The following is a 22,477-nucleotide window of genomic DNA, read 5'->3' as shown; positions in this document are numbered from 1 at the left end:
AGGAGGCGCGCAAGGGCGTGATCGTGATCCTGGTGCTGCACGATCTCCAGGCCGCCGCATCATGGGCCGATACGGTGACGGTCATGAGCGGGGGGCGGCTGTTCGCGCATGGCCACCCACGGGATGTGATCACGACGCCGACACTGAGGCAGGTCTATGGCATAGACGCCGTCGTCGAGCAGACTGCGCGTGGCGGCGTTCACATTCAGGTCGAATGATGTATGTATCTCTGGCCATCTTTCTAGCATTGCTGTGAAGGCGAGCGGTCGTCAGTCCAGCGTTTCGTCCAGAATTGGGATTAGCGAAGTTGAAGCTGGACGAATTGCCGGCTCGCGGGATCGAAGGTCTCGCCTTCGGCAAACCCTATCTTCGCGGTGTTCAGAAAATACTGAGAATCCAAAGCGGAGAGCTCGAGCCTGCTGCGGTCGAGTCATGTCAGATAGGTCGCCGCCGGCGCGCGAAAGCGGATCTGGGATGCCCTTCGACACCACTTCGGTGGCGCGATTTCGCGCCTAGACTAGAGAAAATGGGCGAGCACAACCGCGTGCAGGCCGATCCCTAACTAGCGCGGCCTGCGGCACAGCCTCCGACTTGTACGCTTGTTTGGCCCCAGACATAGCGGACCACAAAATTTCGAGAGCCGGCCATCGGCGGGCAGGCGGGGACTGCGCAAAACAAACGCAGGGGCAACGCTGGTAATTTGTGCAACTCAGTCGAGTTTTGTGCGTCGCGTTCAATTGACGCGTGGCGCGTATTTGGTAACGTTTCATTTCGATGCGATGGAATTGGGGCGGGGATGATCATCTCTGTTTTCTGCTGAAAATGGCTGAAAACGACCCCAATTGGAGTGATCACGAGTCTCGCGCATTGCAGCATTCGAGCTGCTGCTTGGCGGGATTTGGAACGCGTTCCTTCTATTCGAGAAGGCTTGAACCGAGGCGTCGCGCCTCAGGAACCGATTGGAGGTACTAATGAAGTTGACGAAGATGCTCTTTCTCAGCTCCGCCGGCCTAATGGCTGTCTCCGGCGCGTTTGCTGCCGACCTCCCCGTGAAGGCCAAGGCGGTCGAGTACGTTAGGATCTGCTCCCTTTACGGCGCCGGATTCTACTACATCCCGGGCACTGACACCTGCATCAAGCTGGGTGGTTACCTGCGCGTCGACGCCACGCTGGGCACCAATTCGGACTTTACCGGCAACCAGAACGTCTCGGGCCAAGGCGCCAATGGTTCGAAAAATCGCTTGACGAACTACTATACCGCTAAAGCCCGTGAAGACCTCAACATCGACACACGCACCGCGACCGAGTACGGCTTAGTGCGCACGTTCTTCGACAGCGTCTTCTCGTGGACGACCGGTAACTACGTTGGAACTGGCAGCGCTACGGGTGGAACCCAGTATAGCGGCACCTTGGGCCTGAACTCCGCTGGCACGGCCTTGGTCGGCTCTGGCTCGGGCTCGGTGAACGGCACCGATGGCAACACTTCGGCCGGTTCGTTCGGCCTGTACTATGCCTTTATTCAGTTCGCCGGCTTCACAATGGGTAAGGCCGTGTCGCAGTTCGACGCGCCCTGGACCAACTATCCCGGCAATAACTACGACGCTCTCGTCGGTGGCAGCGGCACGGTCACAGGCGTCCTCCAGTTCACCTACACCGCCGACTTCGGGCAGGGCGTAACGGCATCGTTCTCGGCGGAAGACGCGACCCAGTACTATCAGGCTGGCAACCTCAACATGTCTGGCGCGACCGCGGCGGGCATGCTTGGTGGTTCGTATGGCTCCAACGCCATCGGAGGCACCCGCTCCCCGAATCTCGTCGGTATGGTCCGCGTGGATCAGGCCTGGGGTCTGTTCCAGGCGTCTGTGGCAGCGCATGACAACCACGTCGCCTATTACGGCGCGACCGAGCCGACTGGCCACCCCGACGACAAGTGGGGTTGGGCGGTTCAGCTGGCTCTATCGATCAAGAACATCCCGACTGGCGCGGGTGACTCGATCAACATTTCGGGCGTCTACACAGATGGCGCGACCCGCTACAACTTCCAGAACCTTGCGGGCAGCGCCTACTCGATGTTCGGCAGCTCGGGCATTGCCTATCAGAGCATCGGCTTCGCCTCGGTTCCGGATACCGTATTCGTCACGGGCAGCTCGCAGGAAACCGTCAAGACCTGGGGCTTCCGCGGTGCGTACACCCATAATTGGGATCCGTTCTGGAACACCGCGATCTACGGTGCCTACGCTCAGGTTCAGTTCGGCACTTTGGCCAAGACTACGCTCTGCGGCGCTGGCGGAGTGTTCTCCTCGGTTGCTGGCGTGACCGGCTGTAATCCTGATTTCAACGTTGCTCAGGCCGGTATCATCACGCGCTGGGCCCCCGTGAAGAACCTGACCTTCTCGGCAGATTTCGCCTGGACCCATCTCGACCAAAAGTACTCGGGTGTCGTGACCCCGGCCGCTCTGATCGTCGTTCCGGCGAAGCCCGTCGCGACCTACGAGCTCAAGGATCAGAACACCCTCAGCATGCTCCTCCGCGCTCAGCGCAACTGGTAGAACTGTCAGAGCACGTGAACAAAAACCCGGTGGGAAGCCGCCGGGTCAATTCCAAAGACCGCGGCCCGACGAGCCGGATCGAGCGTTGTGACGATATTGACTGCTCCACCGAGCCACGACATGCCGGCTCGCAAGAGACCCCCGTCTGTCGCACTATTCCGAGGCGCGCATAAGATCGCGTCGCGACCAGAAAGGCGCCGCCGAACAATTTGGATGAGGCATCAATCAGCCTGGTACGGCAGAACTATTCTCTCTGGAGTGTCCACTGCCGGCACCTCGAGCAAGCTTGGAAAACATGCCTGGTCGCTCAGGCGGTTGACCGTGCATTCCGACTATTGGCGATCATGCTGATCGGCGGGGCCCAATGTCGCCGTGCTCAGAATTACAACGCAATCTTCTGACGGTATGCGTCAAGCACATCATCCGCACTATAGCTCTGGCGCGCAGCAAAGTTGCTCCGTAGTGCTGAATCCGATGAGAGGCGGAGCCGTTTTACGACCGCCTCGGTCATGACAGGCTCCAAGCCGAGCTCCTGCAGACCGTCGCGCGCACCTTCCATCTCGATTGCCCGGCGTTCGGCGTGCAGGACATCTGTGCGGATGCACATGTCCACGAACTTGCTGAAAGTTGTCGCATCCATCGTGTCGCAGATACCGCGGAGGGCTTCCTGTCGGACGCCGGCCAATGAGGCCGCCGTCAGCGCTTCCACCACCAGCGCTTCAATTCCTTTGGTGACGACGCTGCGCAGCATCTTGACCGCAGCCGCCGTGCCCGCTTCCGGCCCTGCGACGTCGATCGTGAAGCCAAAGGGTGCAAAGCTGCCGGCAAATTGCGCAGCCCCGCTGCCCGACGTATAGAGTGGGACGGTCGCCTTATAGAGACTCACTGCGCCCATCAGATTGGCGTCGGCGAACAGGCCACCGCGCGCTTCGACGGCTTTTGCCACGCGCTTCTTGGTGGTCGGTGTCGAGGCATTTATGTCGACGACCAGCGTGCCTGGCTTGATGATTTTCGCGATCGCTTCCCCTGTCGCCCCCGCGACGGCAACCACCACCGCCGAAAAAACGACGTCCATGTCGGATAGGCTGTCGAGCGTATCGACAAGCGTCACGCCGCATCGGCCGGCCTGGGCCACGAAGGCTTCGGAATAAGGCGGTCGATTCACCTTTCCGTTGCAGTAGGCCAGGATCGGTCCCACGCCCTGCGCTGTTAGGTGCGACGCAAAGCACTGCGCGGCTTCTCCAAAACCAACAAAACCGATCCTGGGATGCTGCATCCGATGCTCCGAAAGAAAAGGACCCTGAACACGGGCGATCCTTACAGCTCAACCTCTTGCTGTCAATGAACCGTTTCATCAAAATTTTTGACCAGTTTCTTCTTCAGCTCCCGTGAGAGATATCGGCACGGGCTGGAGGCGGGGAGGGGCACGGGCGCAACCAAACGCAATCATGCAGAGTGGTTCGCGCGCTGAGAGTTAGCTGGATCCGACGCTACAACTTCACGACAGTCGAGGTGGGCACAATACAATGCTGTGCGGGCAGGCATTGCCCGCGACGAAATTGGTCGCTTCAGCTTTGAAGGATAGGTCTGGATCGTTGGGTCAAGCCGGTCTGCAGGAGCCGCGGACCACAAGCGATACAGGAAGCCGGATGCGGCGGGGCGGCGACTGCCGTCCGTGCTCAATCCTGTCGAGCAGCATCTCGGCGGCATGGCGGCCCATTTCCGAGCGGTCCCAGCGCAACGCCGTGATAGGCGGCGTGTTGAGCTCGGCAAGATCGGAGTCGTTTCCGCTGACGATGGAGATGTCCTGTCCCACCACCAAGCCGGCTGTGCGCACAGCGCGCAAGGGTCCGGACAGCGTGTCGAGACCAGCGGCATAGATCGCCGTCGGCCGCTCGCTGCGGCCCAGCAGAGCCGCGGTTTCGCGAAACGTCGCCTCGTTTGAGAGCAGGCGATCGCGAATGAGGTGTGGATCGACCGGAACCCCGAAAGAACGATGAGCCTCCGTATAGCCTTCGATGCGGCTACGGGAAGGATAGGCCTTCGGATCGCCGACCAGAAGCGCAATGCGGCGATGGCCAAGCGACAGCAGATACTCGGTGGCTTGACGGGCGCCGGCCCGGTGATCTGCCGAAACGCTATCAACGGATTGGACGAGTTCGCGATCGATCAGCACAATCGGCATGGCCACGTGGGTGATCGCATTGACGAGATCCGGATCGGTCTCGTCGCTCATCGTCATCATCACGCCATCGACGCGGCGTTGGCCGAATGTCTGTAGCAGAGACAGCTCGACGTCCTTGTCGTTGGCGGTGCTGGCAAGAATGAAGGTGTAGCCGGCACTCCGGAAGGTTGCCTCTGCTGCTTTCACATAGCTGGCGAACGCCGGAATATCGAAGTCGCGTATGGCGCAGGCGACCATCTTGGTCCGGGCGCTGCGCATGCTCTGGGCGATGGCGTTTCGCTGATAGCCCAGTGTCAGAATCGTTTTCTGCACGCGTTCGCGTACTTGCTTGGTGACCGATTGATGATCGTTCAAGACCCGAGAAACCGTTCCGACGGCAACGTCGGCCGCCGCAGCGACATCGCGAATAGTGACAGTGCGCTTCGTCGCCTTTCCCATTGCCGGATCCTCCCTTCTGGCAGCCTCTCGAGCGCCCGGAGGCGTCATCGCGCCCATAGCACGGAAATGAACGCGTCACGTGAAATAGACGAGGAGATTTTCTTATCGATTGGAAACGGTTCATTGACACTCTTGCGAAAGCGATCATAATGGCTGCCTTTCTAGCCTTTTGGGAGATGAACTTGTTCCAAGTCGCTCAGCGTCTGACGCGCGTCAAACCCTCGCCGACGGTCACCCTCTCGGCTCGTGTTGCGGCTCTCGCTGCGACCGGCCGGGATGTTCTCAGCCTCGTTGCCGGGGAGCCCGATTTCGACACCCCGGATCACATCAAGGCGGCCGCGTCCGCGGCGATCGGGCGGGGAGAGACCAAGTACACGGCCGTTGATGGCACGCCCGCCCTGAAGGATGCGGTCGCCAGCAAGTTCCTGCGCGAGAATGGATTGAGTTATGAGCGTGATCAGGTCGTCGTCAGCACCGGGGGAAAGCAGGTCGTCTACAATGCGTTGACCGCAAGCGTGAGCCCTGGAGACGAGGTCGTTATTCCGGCTCCCTACTGGGTCTCCTATCCGGAAATCGTGTTGCTTGCCGAGGGAACGCCGGTGATCGTGCCGTGCGCGGCGGAGCGGGGCTTCAAGCTCGCGGCCGCCGACCTCGAGGCGGCGATCACGCCCAGGACACGCTGGGTGATCCTCAATTCTCCGTCCAATCCGTCGGGCGCGGCCTATACGAGGTCGGAGCTCAAGGCGCTCACCGACGTGCTCCTGCGTCACCCGCACGTCTGGGTGCTCACCGACGACATTTACGAGCACCTGACCTACGGCGACTTCGAATTTGTCACCCCCGCTCAGATCGAGCCGAAGCTCTATGATCGCACCCTGACTATGAACGGGGTGTCGAAGACCTACTGCATGACTGGCTGGCGCATCGGCTACGGTGCCGGGCCGCGTCCACTGATCAAGGCCATGGCGGCGATCCAGTCCCATTCGACGACGAATCCGTCTTCGATCAGTCAGGCCGCGGCTCTGGAGGCTCTCACCGGCTCGCAAGATTTCATTGCCGGGCACGTCTCTGCGTTCGAAAAGCGGCGCGACATGATCGTCGACGGCCTCAATTCGATCGATGGGATCGTCTGCCACAAGCCGGAGGGAGCCTTCTATGTCTTCCCGTCTTGTGCGGAATTCATCGGAGCGCGGCGTCCGGATGGAGGCCTCATCGCCAGTGACGAGGATTTCGTGCTGTATCTGCTGGATTATGCCGGCGTGGGGCTCGTGCACGGCTCCGCGTTCGGCATGCCCGGACATTTTCGGTTGTCCTATGCGGCGTCCAATCAGCGGCTGGAGCAGGGGCTGGAGCGGATCACCGCCGCCTGCAAGCAGCTTGAACGCATCGGCGTGGCGGCGGCCGTGGCCTGACCAATCCGGCTCATCGGCGCCGGATCATCCGCTCGCGCGTCCGGCACCTCTGGTTTCCCCGCAGCAGCCGAGCGCCATGTAAGGAGTCTCCGTGGGTCTGTATGACCATTCGCAGCAGGGCGGTCTGATCAGTTCGGCACAGGGCATGGCTGCGACCGATCGACCCCGGCTTTCGGAGCGGCAGACCATCGTTCTGCTCAGCACGGTCGCGTTCGTGGTCGCCTTGAGCTCCATCATCATCTTTCCGCTGGGCCCGTTCCTTGCGGACAGTCTCGGCTTTCCACCTCAGCAAGTCGGTTTCCTTGGCAGCAGCTATTCGATCGCCGCTGCCGTTGGCGGATTCGTAGCGGCCGTTTTCCTCGATAGATTTGACCGCCGCAACGCGCTGGTTGCCTGCGCGCTCGGTTTCGTCGCCGCGACAGCCGTCTGCGCGGCGGCGACGGACATCGTCGGGCTCGTTCTCATGCGGGCGCTTGCCGGATTGTTCGCCGGTCCCTTGTGGGGGCTGCTCATCGCGATCGCCTCGGACAATGTGCCGACGGAACGGCGCGGCGCGGCGGTCGGGATATTGATCGGCGCCTACGGCCTGGCATTGATCGCCGGGCTGCCCCTGGGGGTCATGGTCGCGGCCTCGGACATGGGCTGGCAGATGAATTTCGTTGGCATCGCCGTCATCACCCTCATTCTGGCCGGAATCGTCAGCTGGCAAATCGGCGCTCAACGCCAGCACCTGGCCGAATTGCGCAGGTGGAATTGGTCCGAGCAGCATGCGGCCATGATTGAGCTCGTCACCGCGCGCGCCAGCATTCTCGCATTCATGTTGATCGGAAGTGCATCCTATGCGGCTCTGCTGATCTCGCCGAATCTGGCCATCTTCGCAGTCCATAACGCCGGCCTGTCGCCGGCGCGCCTGGCCGATGTCTATCTGCTGGGCGGCATGTTGAGCGTGTTGGTGATGCCGCTCACCGGTCGCCTTGTCGACAGCTTCGGCGCGACGGCGGTCTCAATTGCTGTCGCAGTCGTGACCACCGGTCTGCTGGGGGTCGTCTTCATCGACCGTGGTGTGATCGACTTGCCTGCAATTCCATTGTTTGCCCTTGTCATCGCGTTTCAACTGGTGCGCAGCACGGTTAACCAGGCCTGGGTGACCAGGGTGCCGGCTGTGGCCGAGCGCGCGGCATTTCAATCCCTCATCGCTGCGGTCACCAATCTTGCGCAAGCTGCGGGAGCAGCCAGTGCGCCATTTCTGCTGGCTCTTGCGCCGGGTGGGCAGCTTGTCGGAATGGATGCTGTCGCCCTGCTGGCCCTCGCGATGACCTGGGCCGCTCCTCCGCTGTTGCTCATGCTTGATCGTGCCCTGGCCAATCGACAGCAGGCTGTGCCACCCGAGAGCCTGCTGTGATGTTTTTTGGAGAAGGAGAGCGTCGTGCGAGATGGGTTGTTGCATGACAATGAAACTTCGCTGCCTCAGGTCTACACGGCAGGCGTCGACAGTCTCCCGACCCGAGTCCTGACGGGATGCGAGCGTGCCGACGTGGCGGTCATCGGGGGAGGGCTCACAGGCTTGTCGGCGGCGCTCCATGCCGCGAGACTCGGCATGACTGTTGCCGTCGTGGAAGCCAATGGGATCGGCACTGGCGCAAGCGGACGGAGTTTCGGCCAGGTTGTTCCCTACCTGAAGCACGAATCCGGGCACGCGCTGAATCTGTTCGGCGCAGCTCTGGGCGAGCGGTTGGTGACGGCCGCCGCCAGCGGTCCCGATTTTGTCTTTGAATTGATCAAGACCTACCAGATCGCCTGCGAGGCGACTCAAGGCGGGCTGATTTTCGCGGCCCATTCTTCCGAAGGTCTCGAGCGACTGAAGCAACGTGCGGCCTTCTGGCGTAAGCGCGGATTGACCGTCGATCTCCTCGATCGCGACGAGACCTCACAGGCGATCGGCGGCGGGGATTATCCGGGCGCGCTGCTCGATCACCGCGGCGGTACGCTGAACTCCTTCGCGTTCACCGTCGGCCTCGCGCGGGCCGCGGCAATGAACGGTGTTAGCCTGTTCTGCCGTTCGCCGGTGGAAGCGATCCGCCGTCACGGCGCGAGCAGTTGGGAGTTGAAGACCGGCTCCGGGACATTGATTGCCGACAAGATATTGGTCTGCACGAACGCTTATCGAAACGATCTGGCGCCCGGCGTCGGCGCCCACGTTCTTCCGATCCGTGTCCACCAGGTCGCGAGCGAACCGCTGCGCGCCGAGATATCGAGCACGATCCTTCCGGGCGGACGAGCGCTGACGGATACGCGCCGCCTGCCGTCTGGAGTTCGCCTCACCAGAGACGGGCGTCTTGTGGTGACCATAGAGGGGCCGTTGTTTTCAAGCGGCGGTGGCAATATCCAGCACGCGGCCGCTCGCATTGCCGGACTTTTTCCGCACCTCGGGCGCGTGACCTGGCAGTCGAGCTGGAGCGGTTGGATCGATATGGCACCGGACCAGTACCCGCGCATCATCGAGGCGGCGCCGGGCGTCATGGTTGGGCTCGGCCTCAGCGGGCGCGGCCTTGCTCTTGGCCCATTGCTCGGTCGCGACCTTGCGCGCCGGGCCGCCGATGCGCATTCCGACGAGCTCGCGTTTGCCGTCGTCGGCCCGCAGGACGTTCCGCGGTGGCCGATGGGAGCCAGGGTGATTGCCGGCGGAGCGGCGTTGCAGCGGAGATGGATGGATCGCATCGACGTCTGGCATGAACGCCGCCGGGGTCGCCCCAGCAGCGCTTCTCAACGCGCGAGCCATCGACAGGCCGTGAACTGATCACGCGAGCCGTGCCGGGCGAGGTCGGATCAAGATCGACGTCATGCGCCGGCTTGCCGATCGGGGGCGCGCGTTGAGTCCGTCGTCAATCATGACGCTTGCGCGCGCATAGACGCCGACAAGCGCCGCCGTCTCGCTTCATCGCGGCGATTTCCTCGTCTCTGAAGAATTCGCAAGCCTGCATAGGCGGGGCCATCATGCACTCGATGCGGCGGGTGAAAGCGCAGGCATGAGCCTTCACCGAACGAGCGAGCCTGCCGCGGCGCCGGCGCTCGTGATGACAATCGCTGCAACGATGCGCAGAGATTAAGCGATCGGTGGAGTCGCAGTAAGAAGGCTATCCGCTCGGCGATGTCAGAGAACGGCGTCTCGCGACGAAAATGCGCCGAGGACCAGCACATCGGCAATTTCGAATGGTCGTTTGGAACCGTTTCATAATTGGCCTGCGATTTGCTTGCAGAGAGGAGGCCGGTGTGCGCTGGAGGATGGATGATGCGGAAATCGACCAGGATTTTCGGTTGGGCGGCGGTGGTCGCGGCGGTCTTTGTGCTGCAGGCCTCCTCGAGGCCGGCGGCTGCAGAACCCATGCCCAAGCTCGACTTTGCGGGTTCCGTCACCTGGCTGGGCCAGGTCCCCATTCTCGTTGCCATCGAGAAGGGTTTTTTTAGAGACGAAGGCTTGGACGTCAACGTCCAGGTGATCTTGAGTTCGAGCGACCGTATCCGGGCCGTGACTGCGGGCTCCGTCGCGTTCAGCAATCTGGGCCGCTCGACGGTGATCAGCGAAATGTCGCGCGGCAACAACAGCTTTTTCTATTTCGCCAATGTCGATGATTCTCCCGGCAGCGAAGGATGCTGGGCTCGGGCAGGCTTCCAGTCTTTTCCCGATCTCAAGGGCAAGAAAGTCGCCGCCAACACGTCGGCCGAAGTGACGATGGACGGCCTGCTCCAGAATGCCGGCATGAGCGTACGGGACGTTCAGTTTGTCAATCTGTCGCCCAATGAGATGGCACTGGCTCTCGGACGCGGCGATGTCGATGCAGCCTGTGTATGGCAGCCGCTGCTCGACAACCTCAAGAAGGCTGTACCGGATGGAAAGCTTCTGGGCACCGACGCCGACACCGAGACCTACAAGCGTTTCGGCACGATGTCCTCACCGGACATCCTGATCATCTCCCGGAAGCTCGTGGAGGAGCATCCCGATCAGGCGCGTCGGCTCGCAGTCGCGATCATGCGCGGGGCTGATTATGTGAACCAGAATCCCGAAGCCGCGGCCGCTGCCGTCGCGCCGCTCTTCCGGCAACCAACCGATGTCGTGCTCGCCGGCATCAAGAACTTCAAATATTACGGCTCGAAAGGCTGGAGAGAGCACATGAACAGGCACACTGAGCAGATGCAGTTTCTTTCGTCCTGGCTCCATCGGAACAAGAAGATCGAGAGCGCTCCCGACGTCAAGCAATGGGAAAACACGTCGTTTGTTCCGGAACTGTGAAGGTTCGCTGATCCGCGCAAGGCGGAGCAGCACTGCCCGCGGCACATTTTGATGGAAAGACAGGTGACATGACTTCGGCACGCGATATCGCCAGCAATCTCGTCGCTCCGCCCGATCGGACGAAGCGGAAGCACGGTTCGAGTCTTCGTGACCGACCGATCATCCTGCTCAACATCCTCGGGGTGTTCGCCTTCTGCATCACCTGGGCGCTCGTGACCGAGCGGGGTTGGGTTTCTCCGCTGTTTCTTCCATCTCCGTTCAAGGTCGCAAGCGAAGCCGCTGGCGTCGCCGCCACTCACGAACTGTGGTGGGCCATTGCTGCGTCGTCGCTACGGGTCTTTCTGGGCTTCGCTCTTGCCGCGGCCGTCGCGATCCCGCTCGGCGTGCTGATGGGGAGCTGGTGGCCGGCGAAGGCGCTGCTCGATCCGCTGATCTCGCTGCTGCGTCCGCTGCCCTCCATCACCTGGATCCCGCTGACGATGTTGTGGCTCGGCATTGGCGAGGCTCAGAAGGTCGCCATCGTGTTCATGGGCTCCTGGATCTACGTTCTGCTCTACACGGTGGAGAGCACCAAGCGGGTGGATCCCATCCTGATCAAAGCTGCGAGAAACCTTGGCGCTTCCGAATTCGCCGTGATGAGGGAGGTCGTCCTTCCCGGTGCCCTCCCGGGCATCCTGTCCGGTCTCAAGGTCAGCCTTGCCATCGCGTGGTCCTGCGTCCTGTCGGCCGAAATGGTCGCGGCCCAGAGTGGGCTCGGCGCCTTGATCTGGTCGGCGAAGGACTGGGGCAATCTCGCGCTGGTGCTGGTCGGCATGGTCAGCATCTCCGCGACGGTGCTGGTCGCCGACCTCCTGGCCAACAGGCTGGAGCGCGCTCTGCTGCCCTGGGAGCGCCACAGGCGCCAGAACTGATCCCTGACTTCCGCGACAAAGGACGTCCCGATGTCTGTCATTCTCTCCGCACAACACGTCAGCAAGTCGTTTTCCGTGCGTCAGAACGAGGATGTTCTGGCGCTGCGCGATGTGAATCTCGACGTGTACGAGCACGAATTTCTGTGTCTTCTCGGCGCGTCCGGTTGCGGCAAGTCGACCTTGCTGAATATGTTCGCGGGCTTTACGCCTCCCTCGCAGGGCGACATCCTGCTGCGATCGATCCCGATCACGGGCATCGATCCGCGCTGCGGCATGGTGTTCCAATCCTATGCGCTGTTTCCGTGGCAGACGGTTCGCAAGAACGTCGAGTTCGGACCCCGCATGAAGGGCCTGCCGGCCAACGAGTGCCGGAGCGTCGCCGGCCGCTTCATCGAGATGGTCGGGCTGCACGGCTTCGCCGACCATTATCCGGCCGAGTTGTCCGGGGGCATGCAGCAGCGCGTGACGCTCGCGCGTAGTCTGGCGGCCGATCCGGAGGTGCTATTGATGGACGAGCCGTTCGCTGCACTCGACGCCATGACGCGTCACGTTCTGCAGGAGGAGCTGAGCCGGATTCAGCGGGAGAGCCTCAAAACCGTCGTGCTCGTCACGCACAACATCGATGAGGCATTGATCACGGCCGATCGGATTGTCGTGATGTCGCCCCATCCCGGCCAGATCAAGGCTGTCATCACCAACGACCTCGAGCGGCCGCGCAATATCGATGTTCAACTGTCTCCTGCGTGGGGCGAATTGAAGAAAGAGATCTGGTCGCTCATTGCGGGCGATGTGTCGCTCCATGCATCCTGAAGCGCTGCGACGACAAGGCTCTGCACATTTGGCCGCATGAACAGCGTGCCGGGGGAGATCAAGATGGCGGATATAGCTCGGCGCGATCTATTGACGATGGCGGGAGTCGTGGGTGTCGGGGTCGCGATTCCCGTTGCCCCCGCTACTGCGGAGGCGGCACCGAAGGACAAGGTTCAGGACGGTCCAGCCGCGAACGCGTCGGCGCGATGCTATCAGTTCTTCGATCTCAACGAGGTGGCCTTCATCGAGGCTTTCGTTGATCATCTTATTCCGGCCGACGAACTCTCGCCCTCGGGCACGGAACTCGGCGTCACCATTTATATCGACAGGCAGCTCGCCGGTGCCTGGGGTCGCGGGGCGCGGATGTATCTGCTCGGTCCCTGGCCCGCCGGCACATCGCAGCAGGGCTATCAGCTGCCGCTTGCTCCGGCCGATCTCTACCGCAGCGCCATCCGCGCCGTGGAGGCCCATTGCGAGGCCGTCCATGGCGGTAGTTTCGACAGGCTCCAACCCGCGCAGCGCCAGCAAATCATGCTGGCGCTCTCGGACGGAAGTCTGCGTCTGCAGCAGATTCCGGCACAGGTGTTTTTCGACATGGCCTACGCCAATGTCATGGAAGGTCTGTTCGCCGATCCGATCTATGGCGGCAACAAGGACAAGCGTGGCTGGAGGTTGGTCGGATTTCCCGGTGTCATGGCCGCGCATGCCGAGAACATCGAGCGTTTCCGCGGCGAGCCGTATCTGGTTGAACCGCTCGGCATTGCCGATCTCTCGTGAGGACGATCCGATGACGACGAAACTCAAGGAGGTCGACGTCGTCATCGTCGGCATGGGCTGGACCGGCGGCATCATGGCCAAGGAACTGTCGGATGCGGGCCTGACGGTGGTCGGATTGGAGCGAGGCGCTCCGCGCTCGGACGCTGGTTTCTCGGTGCCAATGATCCGTGACGAACTGCGCTATGCGGTCCGCAACGAGCTGTTCATGGACGTAAGCCGCGATACGCTCACCTTCAGGAACAGGCCGGCCGAACGGGCGCTGCCGATGCGCAAGCTCGGCTCGTTCCTGCCGGGCGAAGGCGTGGGGGGCGCCGGCGTCCACTGGAATGGACAGACCTATCGTCTTTCTCCGCACGACCATGCGCTGCGCTCCCGCGTGGAAGAGCGATACGGAAAATCCTTCATCCCGCAGGACATGCAGTTGGCTGACTGGCCGATGAGCTATGCCGAACTCGAACCCTTCTACGACAAGTTCGAGTATATGGCTGGTATCTCCGGCAAAGCGGGCAACATCGCCGGCCGGATTCAGGAGGGAGGCAATCCCTTCGAGGGGCCGCGTGCGCGCGAGTATCCGAATCCTCCCCTCAAGCCGAGTCTTGCCAGCGAAATGTTCACGGAGACGACGAAGAAGCTTGGCTATCATCCATTCCCACGCCCGGCGGCCAATATGAGCCGGCCCTACACCAATCCGGACGGCATCAAACTGGGCGAGTGCCAATATTGCGGTTTCTGCGAGAACTTCGGGTGTGAGGCCAACGCCAAGGCCAGCCCGCACATTACGGTCATCCCGGCAGCTCTTCGCAATAGGAACTTCTCCCTGAAGCCGCATGCGTGGGTCACGCGTGTCAACCTCGCTCCGGATGGCAAGCGGGCAACCGGAGTCTCCTACACCAGCGTGCTGACAGGGGAGGAGTTCGAGCAGCCCGCCAACCTCGTCATCCTCTGCGCCTACGGCTTGGGCAACGTGCACCTGATGCTGTTGTCCGGCATCGGCAAGCCCTACGATCCGGTCAGCGATACCGGCACGGTCGGGAAGGGCTATTGCTACCAGGTCGCCACGGTCGTGCAGGCGTTCTTCGATGACAGGATTTTCAATCCCTTCATGGGGGCGGGGTCGCTGGGCGTCGTCATTGATGATTTCAACGGCGACAATTTCGATCACGGGCCGGTGGGTTACATCGGGGGGGCCTCGATCTACAGCGCTTCGCTGGGAGGGCGTCCGATCAATCAGCGTGCCGTTCCGCCGGGCACCCCTCGTTGGGGAACGGAATGGAAGAAGGCGACCGCGCACTGGTACAACCGCACACTGCAGATGTCGGTGCAGGGCTCGAACATGGCCAGTCGCTACAACTATCTCGATCTCGATCCGACTTATCGCAACGCCTTCGGTTTGCCGCTGATGCGGATGACCTACAACTTCACAGACAATGACGAGAAGCTTTCGGCCCATCTGACGACCGTCGCGCATGACATCGCCCGCGCGATGGGGCCGACCCATCTCGGTCCCAGGACGCCGCGTCGCGCGCCTTATTCGATCGTGCCTTATCAAAGTACGCACAACACTGGAGGCGCGATTGCAGGACATGACCCCGGCAAAAGCGCGCTCAATCGGTACCTGCAGAGCTGGGACGTTCCCAATGTCTTTGTCATGGGCGCCAGCGCCTTTCCGCACAATTCGGGCTACAACCCGACGGGCGCCGTCGGAGCTCTCACCTATTGGGCCGCCGACGCGATCCGGACGAAATATCTGAAGGATCCGGGCCCGCTCTTGCACACCTGATCGGCACAACATCATGAAGAGTCTGGTGCGCCAATGGACTGTCGCATGTGTGTTCGTCCTCGCCGACGCGGGCGCCGTTCGGGCCCTGGATCTGGCGAAGGGTGAAAGCCTGTTTGAGAAATGCCATGCCTGTCATGCCGTCAAACAGGAGGGGGGCACCCTCGGGCCGCCGCTTGCGGGGATCTTCGGCCGGAAGGCCGGCAGCTTGGAGCAGTTTCGTTATTCGCCGGCGATGCGCCGCAGCAGTCTCATCTGGGACGATACAACGCTGGATCGCTTCTTGACTGAACCTCAGGCGCTTGTGCCCGGCAACCGGATGCCGTTTGCAGGGATGCCAGACAAGAGTGACCGCGACGATCTGATCGCCTATCTGCACAAGGCAACAATCGCACAGTGATCGCGACGATCGTCATCCTGGCAGCGGCGCAGCACCACCGGGTGTCTTGAGGGGCTGTCGGGCTTGTTCCCGGCCGCGCGTCGCCAGCGCGTGTTTGGTCTTCCGCACAGAACGCATCGCCGATACGTCGGATCGTACGCCGATGATCGTCATGGGCTCGAGCTCTCGTGCAATCAAATGGTTTCGTCATTCCATGACTCTCTGATCGAGAGCGGAACACGCTGCCGTCGCCAGACGGTCGTTCGGCCAAGCCTGTTTGCTTTGCTGAGGATGCGCAAAACACACGCGGGGTGGCGCCCGCAATAAGTGCAACTAAACCGAGATTTGTGCATCGCACTCAATTGACGCGCTGCCAATATTTGGTATCGTTTCATCGTAGCGAAAGCGAGGCCGCCGTAAGATGAGCGGGCGCCTGATGCGAGTAAAAGACCTCGAAGAAGCAAAGTAAAATAAGTAAAAAACCTAACCGCGAGATGTGAAAACAAAATCGGTGAATAAAAATTCGCTGATTCTGTCAGAAGCGTTAGGTTATCTCGTGGGACCGGAAGGAGCTAGACGATGTCTTCTCAAGAAGCGATCTCCGAGTCCAAAGAATCTGAGATTCACGGCAACTCAAAAAGTATAGATGTTCCGTCGATGCGGAAGGATGTCGTGTGCCGCATTGCAGCATCGCAGCAAGTGTTCGAACGAATTTGGAACGTGTTCATTCGAATTCTGAGGGAGGATGTGCTCTCTGATGGCGATGCCGTCGTCGTCTCCGAAGCCGATCTTGGCGAGATCTACGGCGCGCAGTCATCGATCCGTTCGATCGCGCAAGGCACAGCCAAGCGCGTCAAGGAGTGCTCTTCCGATCCGCACGACATGAGAACGCTCCGCGTCGTATTGATGCGGCAGCTTCTGATCAATGCGTCGTTGCAGGCCTGTCTCAATCACCAGCGCCGCGATGTGGCCATCCTCGACCAACACGACTTCCGGCCATCGCTCGGCGACAGCGTGCCTCTGCGCATGGAAATCGGCCTGCATTGCCAGGAGACCGAGTTCCTGCGCGCCAAGGTGGTCAAAGGTTTGCGCGGCCTCGTGCAGGTCCTGGAGCGAACTCTGGATCAGCTTCCGAACAATGACTCCCTAGAGTGCGGGGTCCACGATGCGCTTCAAGGCTTGTGGGACGCGATCTGGTCCGATGAGGACGTGGACCTCATCGCAACGCAATTGCTCTACGCGGACAGCATGTACGCAGCGCTGCCGCTGGCGCTGGGCGAGGCGAGCAGTCTGCTCTCTCGGCAAGGGATCGATCCAGCGGGTCTGGAGACCTGCCTCAGGCCATACACCTGGCTCTATGGTGACCGCGACGGCCGCCCGCACGACACGGATGCGCATACCGAAAAACTGATTGCCGCGCTCGAGAAGGGCGTTCGCGCCAATTACCGGCGCGACCTGGCCGAGATCGCCGACGGCCATCCGGCTTCGGAAGTTTTCAGGAAGCTCGCGGACAGGCTCGACCCCGCTCACCCTGAAGCCCTGCCTTCATCGTCGCAGCTTCTGTTGGAGCTGGAGGCCAGCGGCCATTGTGCCGACGAGCGTGTGCGCGCGCTGATGCTGCGCATCGGCGTCTTCGGTTTCCACTATCTCAAGATCGAATTCCGTCAGAACGCAGCCATGTTCACCGAAGTGGTGGACAGCATCATTCCGCCCGGCCTGATCGCGGGGACGCTCGGCCCCGGCCGGCCTTCCCGCTATGCTGACCTGTCGACGGCCGACAGGGTCGAGCTTCTCTCCCGCCTTCATGGGTGCAAGGGTCAGCGCCAGGATATGCCCGAGGAGTTGTGGCGGCGCTTCTGGGACGAAAACAGTCAGGCCTTCCACGACAAGGCAGCTCACTACCAGGGCAGGGACTACGTCGACATCTACAATGTCGATCGCGCGCACATTCGGGTCCTGAACGCCCTCAATACGCTGAACACGCTCAAGCTGCTGAGGAGATATAGCGACCGGATTACGATCTACGGAATTGCTGAAGCCGGCAGCATCGACGAGCCCTTGGCACTGCTGTTCCTGCTGGCGGCCGCCGGCCACCGCAACGGTGTCGATGTCGCGCTGCAGCCCGAGGATCTCGCGGGCGCGGAATCCATGCTGCGACAGGTCGAGGATCTCTACGCCAATCCGGTCTATCGGGAGCATCTGGAGCTGCGCGGCCGGCGGCAGTTCATCACGTTCGGGCCCAGCGACACCGGCAAGCAGGGCGGCAAGGCGATGCATATCGCGAATATGCAGATCGCCAAGCGCCATCGGGCGATCGCTGGCCGCTTCGGCATAGAAGTCGTGCCCAGCATCGTGATCGGATACGAGCATGCGCGCTCGAACGGGCCGATCACCGAGAATCTCGAGGCTTTTGACGCATTCGCCGGCCGTAACGTGCGCTACATGCTCTCCGGTATCCTGGAGATGCGCAGTCATCTGCTGACGCCCGTGATGGCACAGCAGTGCCTGCGGGATCTCCTCCTTGCGAACGCAATGCGGCGCTCCCCGCTCGGCATCGCGAAGCCATCGCGGAATGCTGGACCGGATGGTATTTCCCGGGTGGACTGGGTCGCAATCGTTCGGCTCTACAAGCAGCGCTTCTTCGAGCACCCGATGCTGCCGGCGCTGTTGCGCGGCATCGCGCGCTTCGACATCGTTCGTGCCAACAGCAAGAGCACCCGCCCTCCGTCGCGAGCCTTCGATGTGCAGGAGCTGGAATCCCGACCCGATGCCATTCGTGCGATCCCCTGGACGCGGGCCCTGATGATGAGCGGCGTGCATCATGAATTGATCGGCGCCAGCTTGCTGGCGACACGGGACGTCGGCGATTTGCGGGATCTCTACAGGGCGGATGCAACCTTCCGCGGCTATGTCAAGAACATTGCCTATGCTGCCGCACGCACGCGCATGGAGCTTGCCTGGCGGACTTTGACCGGCTCGGTCCCCGAATGGTGCGAGGTGATCGCGCAGGCAGATGGCCTCCGGCCGAACGACGTCAAGGATCCGCGCCAGCTGCTTGCGTCGATCCACGTCGAATACGTCCAGGCCAAACGTTTCGTCTACAAGGCCCAGCGTGGCGTCGAACCCGCTCGGCCCGAGGACCTGACGGCCGAGCAACTGCTGAGTGCGTGGCCTCTGCTGGCTCAGGAAGTCGCGTGGAAAGAGCGCGAGATCGACCGCTATGTCTCGCTTCTCGTCGCCACGAAGCACGAGCCGCAGCACTTCAGCAAGGCCGCGATCCAGGACATCTATTCCGGCTTCATCCTCTCCGCCAACACCGATCTCTATTTCTACGCGGCGGACGAGCCCGAAGCGCCTCGACACGAAAGCAACGATCACGAGCCTGAATACGGCTTCGGTCCGCATCCCCATTCCCTTCGCACGGCGGTTAGACGGCTGCTGACGCGGACCAATGGTTCGAGAACCCATCGGTGAGCAACACGGATGGATCAGACGGTAATTGCGAGAAGCAGGAGACGAGAATGAGTGACGTGATCATCATTGGTGGCGGAATCGGCGGCCTCTCTCTGGCCTTGTCTCTCGAGAAGGCGGGTATCGGTTCGACGATCTACGAGGCGACGCCGGTTATTCAGCAGGTCGGCGTTGGTATCAATGTGCTGCCTTATGCCATGCGGGTGCTGGCGGGCCTTGGACTTGAAAAGGAATTGGAGAAGCGCGCGATCACCACCCGGTCGAGCGCCTACTTTGATCGCTGCGGCCGCCCGCTGCACCAGATGCCCGTCGGTCATTTTGCCGGCGAAATCTGGCCGCAATTGTCGATCCATCGCGCGGAATTGCAGACGGTCCTGCTTGACGCGGTGCGCGAACGTCTCGGACCCAACAGAATAAGGACAGGCTGGGAGTGTACCGGCGTTTCGTCCGAGCAGGACGAGGTATGTGTGAGCTTCAGGGATCGTCGCACCGGCCAGAAACTCGAACCGCAGCGTGCGGGAATCGTTGTCGCGTGCGACGGGATTCACTCGAAGGTCCGCCGGCAATTTTATCCCAATGAAGGCCCGCCTCGCTATTCCGGAGTTTTCATGTGGCGCGGGGTGACGCGCCGCTCCAAATTTCTCGATGGCGCCACGATGGTGCGCGTCGGACTGCCTGCCGTCGGCAAGATGGTGATCTATCCCATTCGCGACTACGACGACGGGACGCAGCTCATCAACTGGGTGGCCGAAGTCGAAGTCCCCGACCCCGGAAGTTTCTGCAGCAAGCGGGACTGGAACTGTCCGGGGGATGCGAAGGACTTCGTCGAGGTCTTCGCGGACTGGCGCTTCGATTGGCTGGACGTTCCCGAACTGATCAGCAACGCGCAGACGATCCTGCAATTCCCGATGATGGATCGAGACCCGTTGCCGCGGTGGAGTTTCGACCGGGTGACGCTTCTCGGCGATGCGGCCCATCCGCTGGTGCCTCTTGGATCCAATGGCGCCGGACAGGCAATCCTCGATGCCGAAGTGCTATCGAGAGAGCTTGCCGCGTGCCGTGATCCGGCAGACGGACTCGCTCGATACGAGAGCATCAGGTTGCCCGCCACGGCAGAGATCGTCATGTCGGATCGGGCGGGAGGACCCGACGTCATTCTCCAGGAAGGGGAAGAGCGTCTGCGATTGCTGGTTCCCGTTCCAGCGCATCGGTCAGCTTTCCCGCGATCTGCAGAAGCGGCGTGAGCGCGCTCCCCAGAGGCGGACGCGCTGCCCGTGCCGACAAGCTTGCGCTGCCGCGCGGAGAAGCTCCGTCTCAAGATACGTCGACAAGACTCGTAAGGCTGCATTCCGGTAACAAGGAGCTCGCAGATGAACGACGTGTGGTTGAAGGTCCCGGTCTCGGATCATTTTCAGTATGTTCGCGCGACCGATCTGCCGGCTTCAGACGAGGCTGCTTCATCGTATGGCTGGGCTCCAGGGTCCTGGCGCGACAAGCCTGCGAGGCAGATGCCACAATACCGCGACCCGGGAATGCTGGCCTCGGTGGAGCAGATCCTGCGCAATTATCCGCCGTTGGTTTCCGCCGGTGAGGCGCGGTCGCTCAAGGCGGCGCTCGCACGCGTAGCTGAGGGCAAGGCGTTTCTCCTGCAGGGCGGCGACTGCGCCGAGAGCTTCGCCGAGTTTCATCCCGACAAGATTCGGGAAACGTACCGCGTGCTGCTGCAAATGGCGGTCATCCTGACTTTCGGCGGTGGCCTGCCGGTCGTGAAAGTCGGCCGCGTGGCCGGACAGTTCGCCAAGCCGCGCTCTGCCGAGCTGGAGGTCATCGAAGGCGTTTCGCTGCCGTCCTATCGCGGTGACATCGTCAACGCTCCCGATTTCGACGAGGCGGCGCGCATGCCCAACCCGGCCCGCATGGTCCAGGCCTACAACCAATCGGCGGCAACGCTGAATCTGCTGCGCGCCTTCTCCCAGGGAAGCTATGTCAATCTGGACAAGGTGCGCCAGTGGAACCTTCGTCTGATTGCCCGATTGCCCTGGGCCGAGCGCTACCAGAACTTCGCCAGTCGGCTCGACGAGGCGTTGGAATTCGCGGCGGCCTGCAGCGCCGCAGGGGAGACCATTTCGGCGTTTCGTCTGACAGAATGTTTCACCAGTCACGAGGCTCTGCTGTTGCCGTATGAGCAGGCTTTGACCCGGATCGACAGCGACACTGGCGATTGGTACGACGTGTCTGGCCATCTGCTTTGGATCGGAGACCGCACGCGCCAGATTGACGGAGCGCATGTCGAGTTCTTGCGCGGAGTGAAGAATCCGCTGGGCCTCAAGTGCGGGCCCTCCCTTGAACCCGACGACCTGATGCGGTTGATCGACGTCCTCAATCCAAACAACGAGCCCGGTCGGCTGACGCTGATTGTCCGCATGGGAGCCGACAAGGTGAGACAGAAGCTGCCGCCGCTGCTCCGCCGCGTCCGCGAAGCAGGGCGGGTCGTCGTCTGGGTCTGCGACCCGATGCATGGCAACACCGTCACCTCGCGGTCGGGCTACAAGACGCGATCGTTCGATCGGATCGTGTCCGAGGTGTTCGACTTCTTCGACGTGCATCGGGCCGAGGGCACCCATCCGGGCGGCGTGCATTTCGAAATGACCGGCGAGGATGTCACCGAATGCACAGGCGGAGCCGGATCCGTCACGGACGAGTCGTTGTCGCTGCGATATCAGACGGCCGTTGACCCGCGACTGAACGCCAACCAAGCCCTCGAGCTGGCGCTTCTGATTGCCGAGATGGCCAGAAAGGAGCGCATCGCTGGCAAGCAGGTTCGAATGGAGTCAAGCCGCTCAGAAGGCAGAACGCATGTCGTGTCAGCATAGCGCTCGGGCAGCATGAAAAAGCCGCCTCGCGGGCGGCGTTTGATGGACAACGTTGAAATTCACGTTGCCTTAGCGTTCTGTTTCCGTGGGAGGCCGGACGCTCATCTGGTGCGTCGGGTCTGAGGCGCCGCACTGCTCGAAGTTTCGTCGCGCATGGGCGAGTGACAGTGAGCCATTGGGACCGCCCCGAACCTCGTCGGCATCGTGATCATCTTGCCCGTCGTCTTCCCAGAAGCACACCGGGCAAATCTCGTAGCCGCCTCTTTCGTGAAGTGTGCGACAGCGGCAGCACGGACACCGATATGCGGGCGTCTCAGAGAAGGGCTTAACAATATTGCGGAACACCATCCCCGAAGCTCTATGCCGCCGGGCAACTTTGTCAACACTGCCTAGTATCCAAGCATGTCGCAGGTTCTATTCACGCATGTGAATAAATTCCGCGGTCTGTTGCTTTTTGGGTGTAACTTTGGGTGCAATTTGGTCTGAGTGACCAAGCGTTTGAAGGGCAACGATAATTCGCAGAAGACGTCGAGAAACCCTTATAAAACAAGATGTTTGCGGTGTTTCCGGGTGATGCTCAGTGATGTCCGATTATGCTATCGGACAT

At 61.5% G+C, this 22,477-nt stretch carries 17 protein-coding genes and 1 pseudogene; 14 read left to right on the top strand and 4 right to left on the bottom strand.

What is annotated here, in order from left to right:
* Positions 1 to 218, top strand: a pseudogene (locus TSA1_RS15795) (ABC transporter ATP-binding protein); the annotation flags it as partial.
* 753 nt (positions 219 to 971) lie between these two features.
* The gene (locus TSA1_RS15790) at positions 972 to 2,549 is read left to right on the top strand and encodes a porin (RefSeq protein ID WP_100177173.1); all 1,578 of its coding nucleotides are present in this window, start codon (positions 972 to 974) and stop codon (positions 2,547 to 2,549) included.
* Between the two features lie 382 nt (positions 2,550 to 2,931).
* Here TSA1_RS15790 and TSA1_RS15785 read toward each other — a convergent pair whose 3' ends face one another.
* Both TSA1_RS15785 and TSA1_RS15780 read right to left on the bottom strand, forming a co-directional pair.
* Positions 2,932 to 3,825: an NAD(P)-dependent oxidoreductase gene (locus TSA1_RS15785; RefSeq protein ID WP_100177172.1), complete on the bottom strand. Its 894-nt coding sequence runs from the start codon at positions 3,823 to 3,825 to the stop codon at positions 2,932 to 2,934.
* Positions 3,826 to 4,149: 324 nt separating this feature from the next.
* Complete coding sequence (locus tag TSA1_RS15780; RefSeq protein WP_100177171.1) at positions 4,150 to 5,172, bottom strand: LacI family DNA-binding transcriptional regulator; 1,023 nt, start codon at positions 5,170 to 5,172, stop codon at positions 4,150 to 4,152.
* 176 nt (positions 5,173 to 5,348) lie between these two features.
* Between TSA1_RS15780 and TSA1_RS15775 the strand changes: the two genes are divergently transcribed.
* The 3 genes from TSA1_RS15775 (at position 5,349) to TSA1_RS15765 (ending at position 9,381) form a co-directional block, all read left to right on the top strand.
* Entirely contained in the window at positions 5,349 to 6,584 is a 1,236-nt protein-coding gene (locus TSA1_RS15775; protein WP_430649797.1) for a pyridoxal phosphate-dependent aminotransferase, read from the top strand.
* 91 nt (positions 6,585 to 6,675) lie between these two features.
* Positions 6,676 to 7,986 carry an MFS transporter gene (locus TSA1_RS15770; protein ID WP_100177170.1) on the top strand — a complete coding sequence of 437 codons (1,311 nt, stop codon included), beginning with the start codon at positions 6,676 to 6,678 and terminating at the stop codon, positions 7,984 to 7,986.
* Positions 7,987 to 8,010: 24 nt separating this feature from the next.
* Positions 8,011 to 9,381 carry an FAD-dependent oxidoreductase gene (locus TSA1_RS15765; protein WP_161497234.1) on the top strand — a complete coding sequence of 457 codons (1,371 nt, stop codon included), beginning with the start codon at positions 8,011 to 8,013 and terminating at the stop codon, positions 9,379 to 9,381.
* 89 nt (positions 9,382 to 9,470) lie between these two features.
* Here TSA1_RS15765 and TSA1_RS39690 read toward each other — a convergent pair whose 3' ends face one another.
* The gene (locus TSA1_RS39690) at positions 9,471 to 9,968 is read right to left on the bottom strand and encodes a hypothetical protein (protein ID WP_174718669.1); all 498 of its coding nucleotides are present in this window, start codon (positions 9,966 to 9,968) and stop codon (positions 9,471 to 9,473) included.
* Here TSA1_RS39690 and TSA1_RS15760 point away from each other — a divergent pair.
* The 9 genes from TSA1_RS15760 (at position 9,967) to TSA1_RS15720 (ending at position 21,870) form a co-directional block, all read left to right on the top strand.
* Positions 9,967 to 10,872, top strand: coding sequence for an ABC transporter substrate-binding protein (locus TSA1_RS15760; RefSeq protein ID WP_245448287.1), 906 nt, complete (start codon positions 9,967 to 9,969; stop codon positions 10,870 to 10,872). The two genes, TSA1_RS39690 and TSA1_RS15760, sit on opposite strands and share 2 nt — an antisense overlap.
* Positions 10,873 to 10,940: 68 nt before the next feature.
* On the top strand, positions 10,941 to 11,783 hold the full coding sequence (locus TSA1_RS15755; RefSeq protein ID WP_100177167.1) for an ABC transporter permease: 843 nt from the start codon (positions 10,941 to 10,943) through the stop codon (positions 11,781 to 11,783).
* 30 nt (positions 11,784 to 11,813) lie between these two features.
* Entirely contained in the window at positions 11,814 to 12,593 is a 780-nt protein-coding gene (locus tag TSA1_RS15750) for an ABC transporter ATP-binding protein (RefSeq protein ID WP_100177166.1), read from the top strand.
* A gap of 63 nt (positions 12,594 to 12,656) precedes the next feature.
* On the top strand, positions 12,657 to 13,370 hold the full coding sequence (locus TSA1_RS15745; protein WP_210421896.1) for a gluconate 2-dehydrogenase subunit 3 family protein: 714 nt from the start codon (positions 12,657 to 12,659) through the stop codon (positions 13,368 to 13,370).
* A gap of 10 nt (positions 13,371 to 13,380) precedes the next feature.
* On the top strand, positions 13,381 to 15,150 hold the full coding sequence (locus TSA1_RS15740; RefSeq protein ID WP_100177164.1) for a GMC family oxidoreductase: 1,770 nt from the start codon (positions 13,381 to 13,383) through the stop codon (positions 15,148 to 15,150).
* Between the two features lie 13 nt (positions 15,151 to 15,163).
* On the top strand, positions 15,164 to 15,547 hold the full coding sequence (locus TSA1_RS15735) for a c-type cytochrome (protein WP_100177163.1): 384 nt from the start codon (positions 15,164 to 15,166) through the stop codon (positions 15,545 to 15,547).
* 558 nt (positions 15,548 to 16,105) lie between these two features.
* Positions 16,106 to 19,000 carry a phosphoenolpyruvate carboxylase family protein gene (locus TSA1_RS15730; protein ID WP_145984312.1) on the top strand — a complete coding sequence of 965 codons (2,895 nt, stop codon included), beginning with the start codon at positions 16,106 to 16,108 and terminating at the stop codon, positions 18,998 to 19,000.
* Positions 19,001 to 19,047: 47 nt separating this feature from the next.
* A complete protein-coding gene (locus TSA1_RS15725) occupies positions 19,048 to 20,241 on the top strand; it encodes an FAD-dependent monooxygenase (RefSeq protein WP_100177161.1) in 1,194 nt (397 codons plus the stop codon).
* A 126-nt stretch (positions 20,242 to 20,367) separates the two neighbouring features.
* Positions 20,368 to 21,870 (top strand): class II 3-deoxy-7-phosphoheptulonate synthase, encoded by a 1,503-nt coding sequence (locus tag TSA1_RS15720; RefSeq protein ID WP_100177160.1) that lies wholly within the window; start codon positions 20,368 to 20,370, stop codon positions 21,868 to 21,870.
* A 69-nt stretch (positions 21,871 to 21,939) separates the two neighbouring features.
* Here TSA1_RS15720 and TSA1_RS41135 read toward each other — a convergent pair whose 3' ends face one another.
* Entirely contained in the window at positions 21,940 to 22,218 is a 279-nt protein-coding gene (locus TSA1_RS41135; RefSeq protein WP_100177159.1) for a CPCC family cysteine-rich protein, read from the bottom strand.
* Between the last annotated feature and the right edge of the window lie 259 nt (positions 22,219 to 22,477).

Origin of the sequence: Bradyrhizobium nitroreducens (assembly GCF_002776695.1) — a bacterium.
Lineage (GTDB): Bacteria > Pseudomonadota > Alphaproteobacteria > Rhizobiales > Xanthobacteraceae > Bradyrhizobium > Bradyrhizobium nitroreducens.
This window is presented reverse-complemented; position numbering and strand designations above follow the sequence as displayed.

Coding starts and splice junctions, on each gene's coding strand:
- TSA1_RS15775 (WP_430649797.1), top strand. CDS start 5,349: ATGAACTTGTTCCAAGTCGCTCAGCGTCTGACGCGCGTCAAACCCTCG.
- TSA1_RS41135 (WP_100177159.1), bottom strand. CDS start 22,218: ATGGTGTTCCGCAATATTGTTAAGCCCTTCTCTGAGACGCCCGCATAT.
- TSA1_RS15740 (WP_100177164.1), top strand. CDS start 13,381: ATGACGACGAAACTCAAGGAGGTCGACGTCGTCATCGTCGGCATGGGC.
- TSA1_RS39690 (WP_174718669.1), bottom strand. CDS start 9,968: ATGGGTTCTGCAGCCGCCGGCCTCGAGGAGGCCTGCAGCACAAAGACC.
- TSA1_RS15735 (WP_100177163.1), top strand. CDS start 15,164: ATGAAGAGTCTGGTGCGCCAATGGACTGTCGCATGTGTGTTCGTCCTC.
- TSA1_RS15785 (WP_100177172.1), bottom strand. CDS start 3,825: ATGCAGCATCCCAGGATCGGTTTTGTTGGTTTTGGAGAAGCCGCGCAG.
- TSA1_RS15720 (WP_100177160.1), top strand. CDS start 20,368: ATGAACGACGTGTGGTTGAAGGTCCCGGTCTCGGATCATTTTCAGTAT.
- TSA1_RS15760 (WP_245448287.1), top strand. CDS start 9,967: ATGCCCAAGCTCGACTTTGCGGGTTCCGTCACCTGGCTGGGCCAGGTC.
- TSA1_RS15750 (WP_100177166.1), top strand. CDS start 11,814: ATGTCTGTCATTCTCTCCGCACAACACGTCAGCAAGTCGTTTTCCGTG.
- TSA1_RS15755 (WP_100177167.1), top strand. CDS start 10,941: ATGACTTCGGCACGCGATATCGCCAGCAATCTCGTCGCTCCGCCCGAT.
- TSA1_RS15745 (WP_210421896.1), top strand. CDS start 12,657: ATGGCGGATATAGCTCGGCGCGATCTATTGACGATGGCGGGAGTCGTG.
- TSA1_RS15730 (WP_145984312.1), top strand. CDS start 16,106: ATGTCTTCTCAAGAAGCGATCTCCGAGTCCAAAGAATCTGAGATTCAC.
- TSA1_RS15790 (WP_100177173.1), top strand. CDS start 972: ATGAAGTTGACGAAGATGCTCTTTCTCAGCTCCGCCGGCCTAATGGCT.
- TSA1_RS15780 (WP_100177171.1), bottom strand. CDS start 5,172: ATGGGAAAGGCGACGAAGCGCACTGTCACTATTCGCGATGTCGCTGCG.
- TSA1_RS15725 (WP_100177161.1), top strand. CDS start 19,048: ATGAGTGACGTGATCATCATTGGTGGCGGAATCGGCGGCCTCTCTCTG.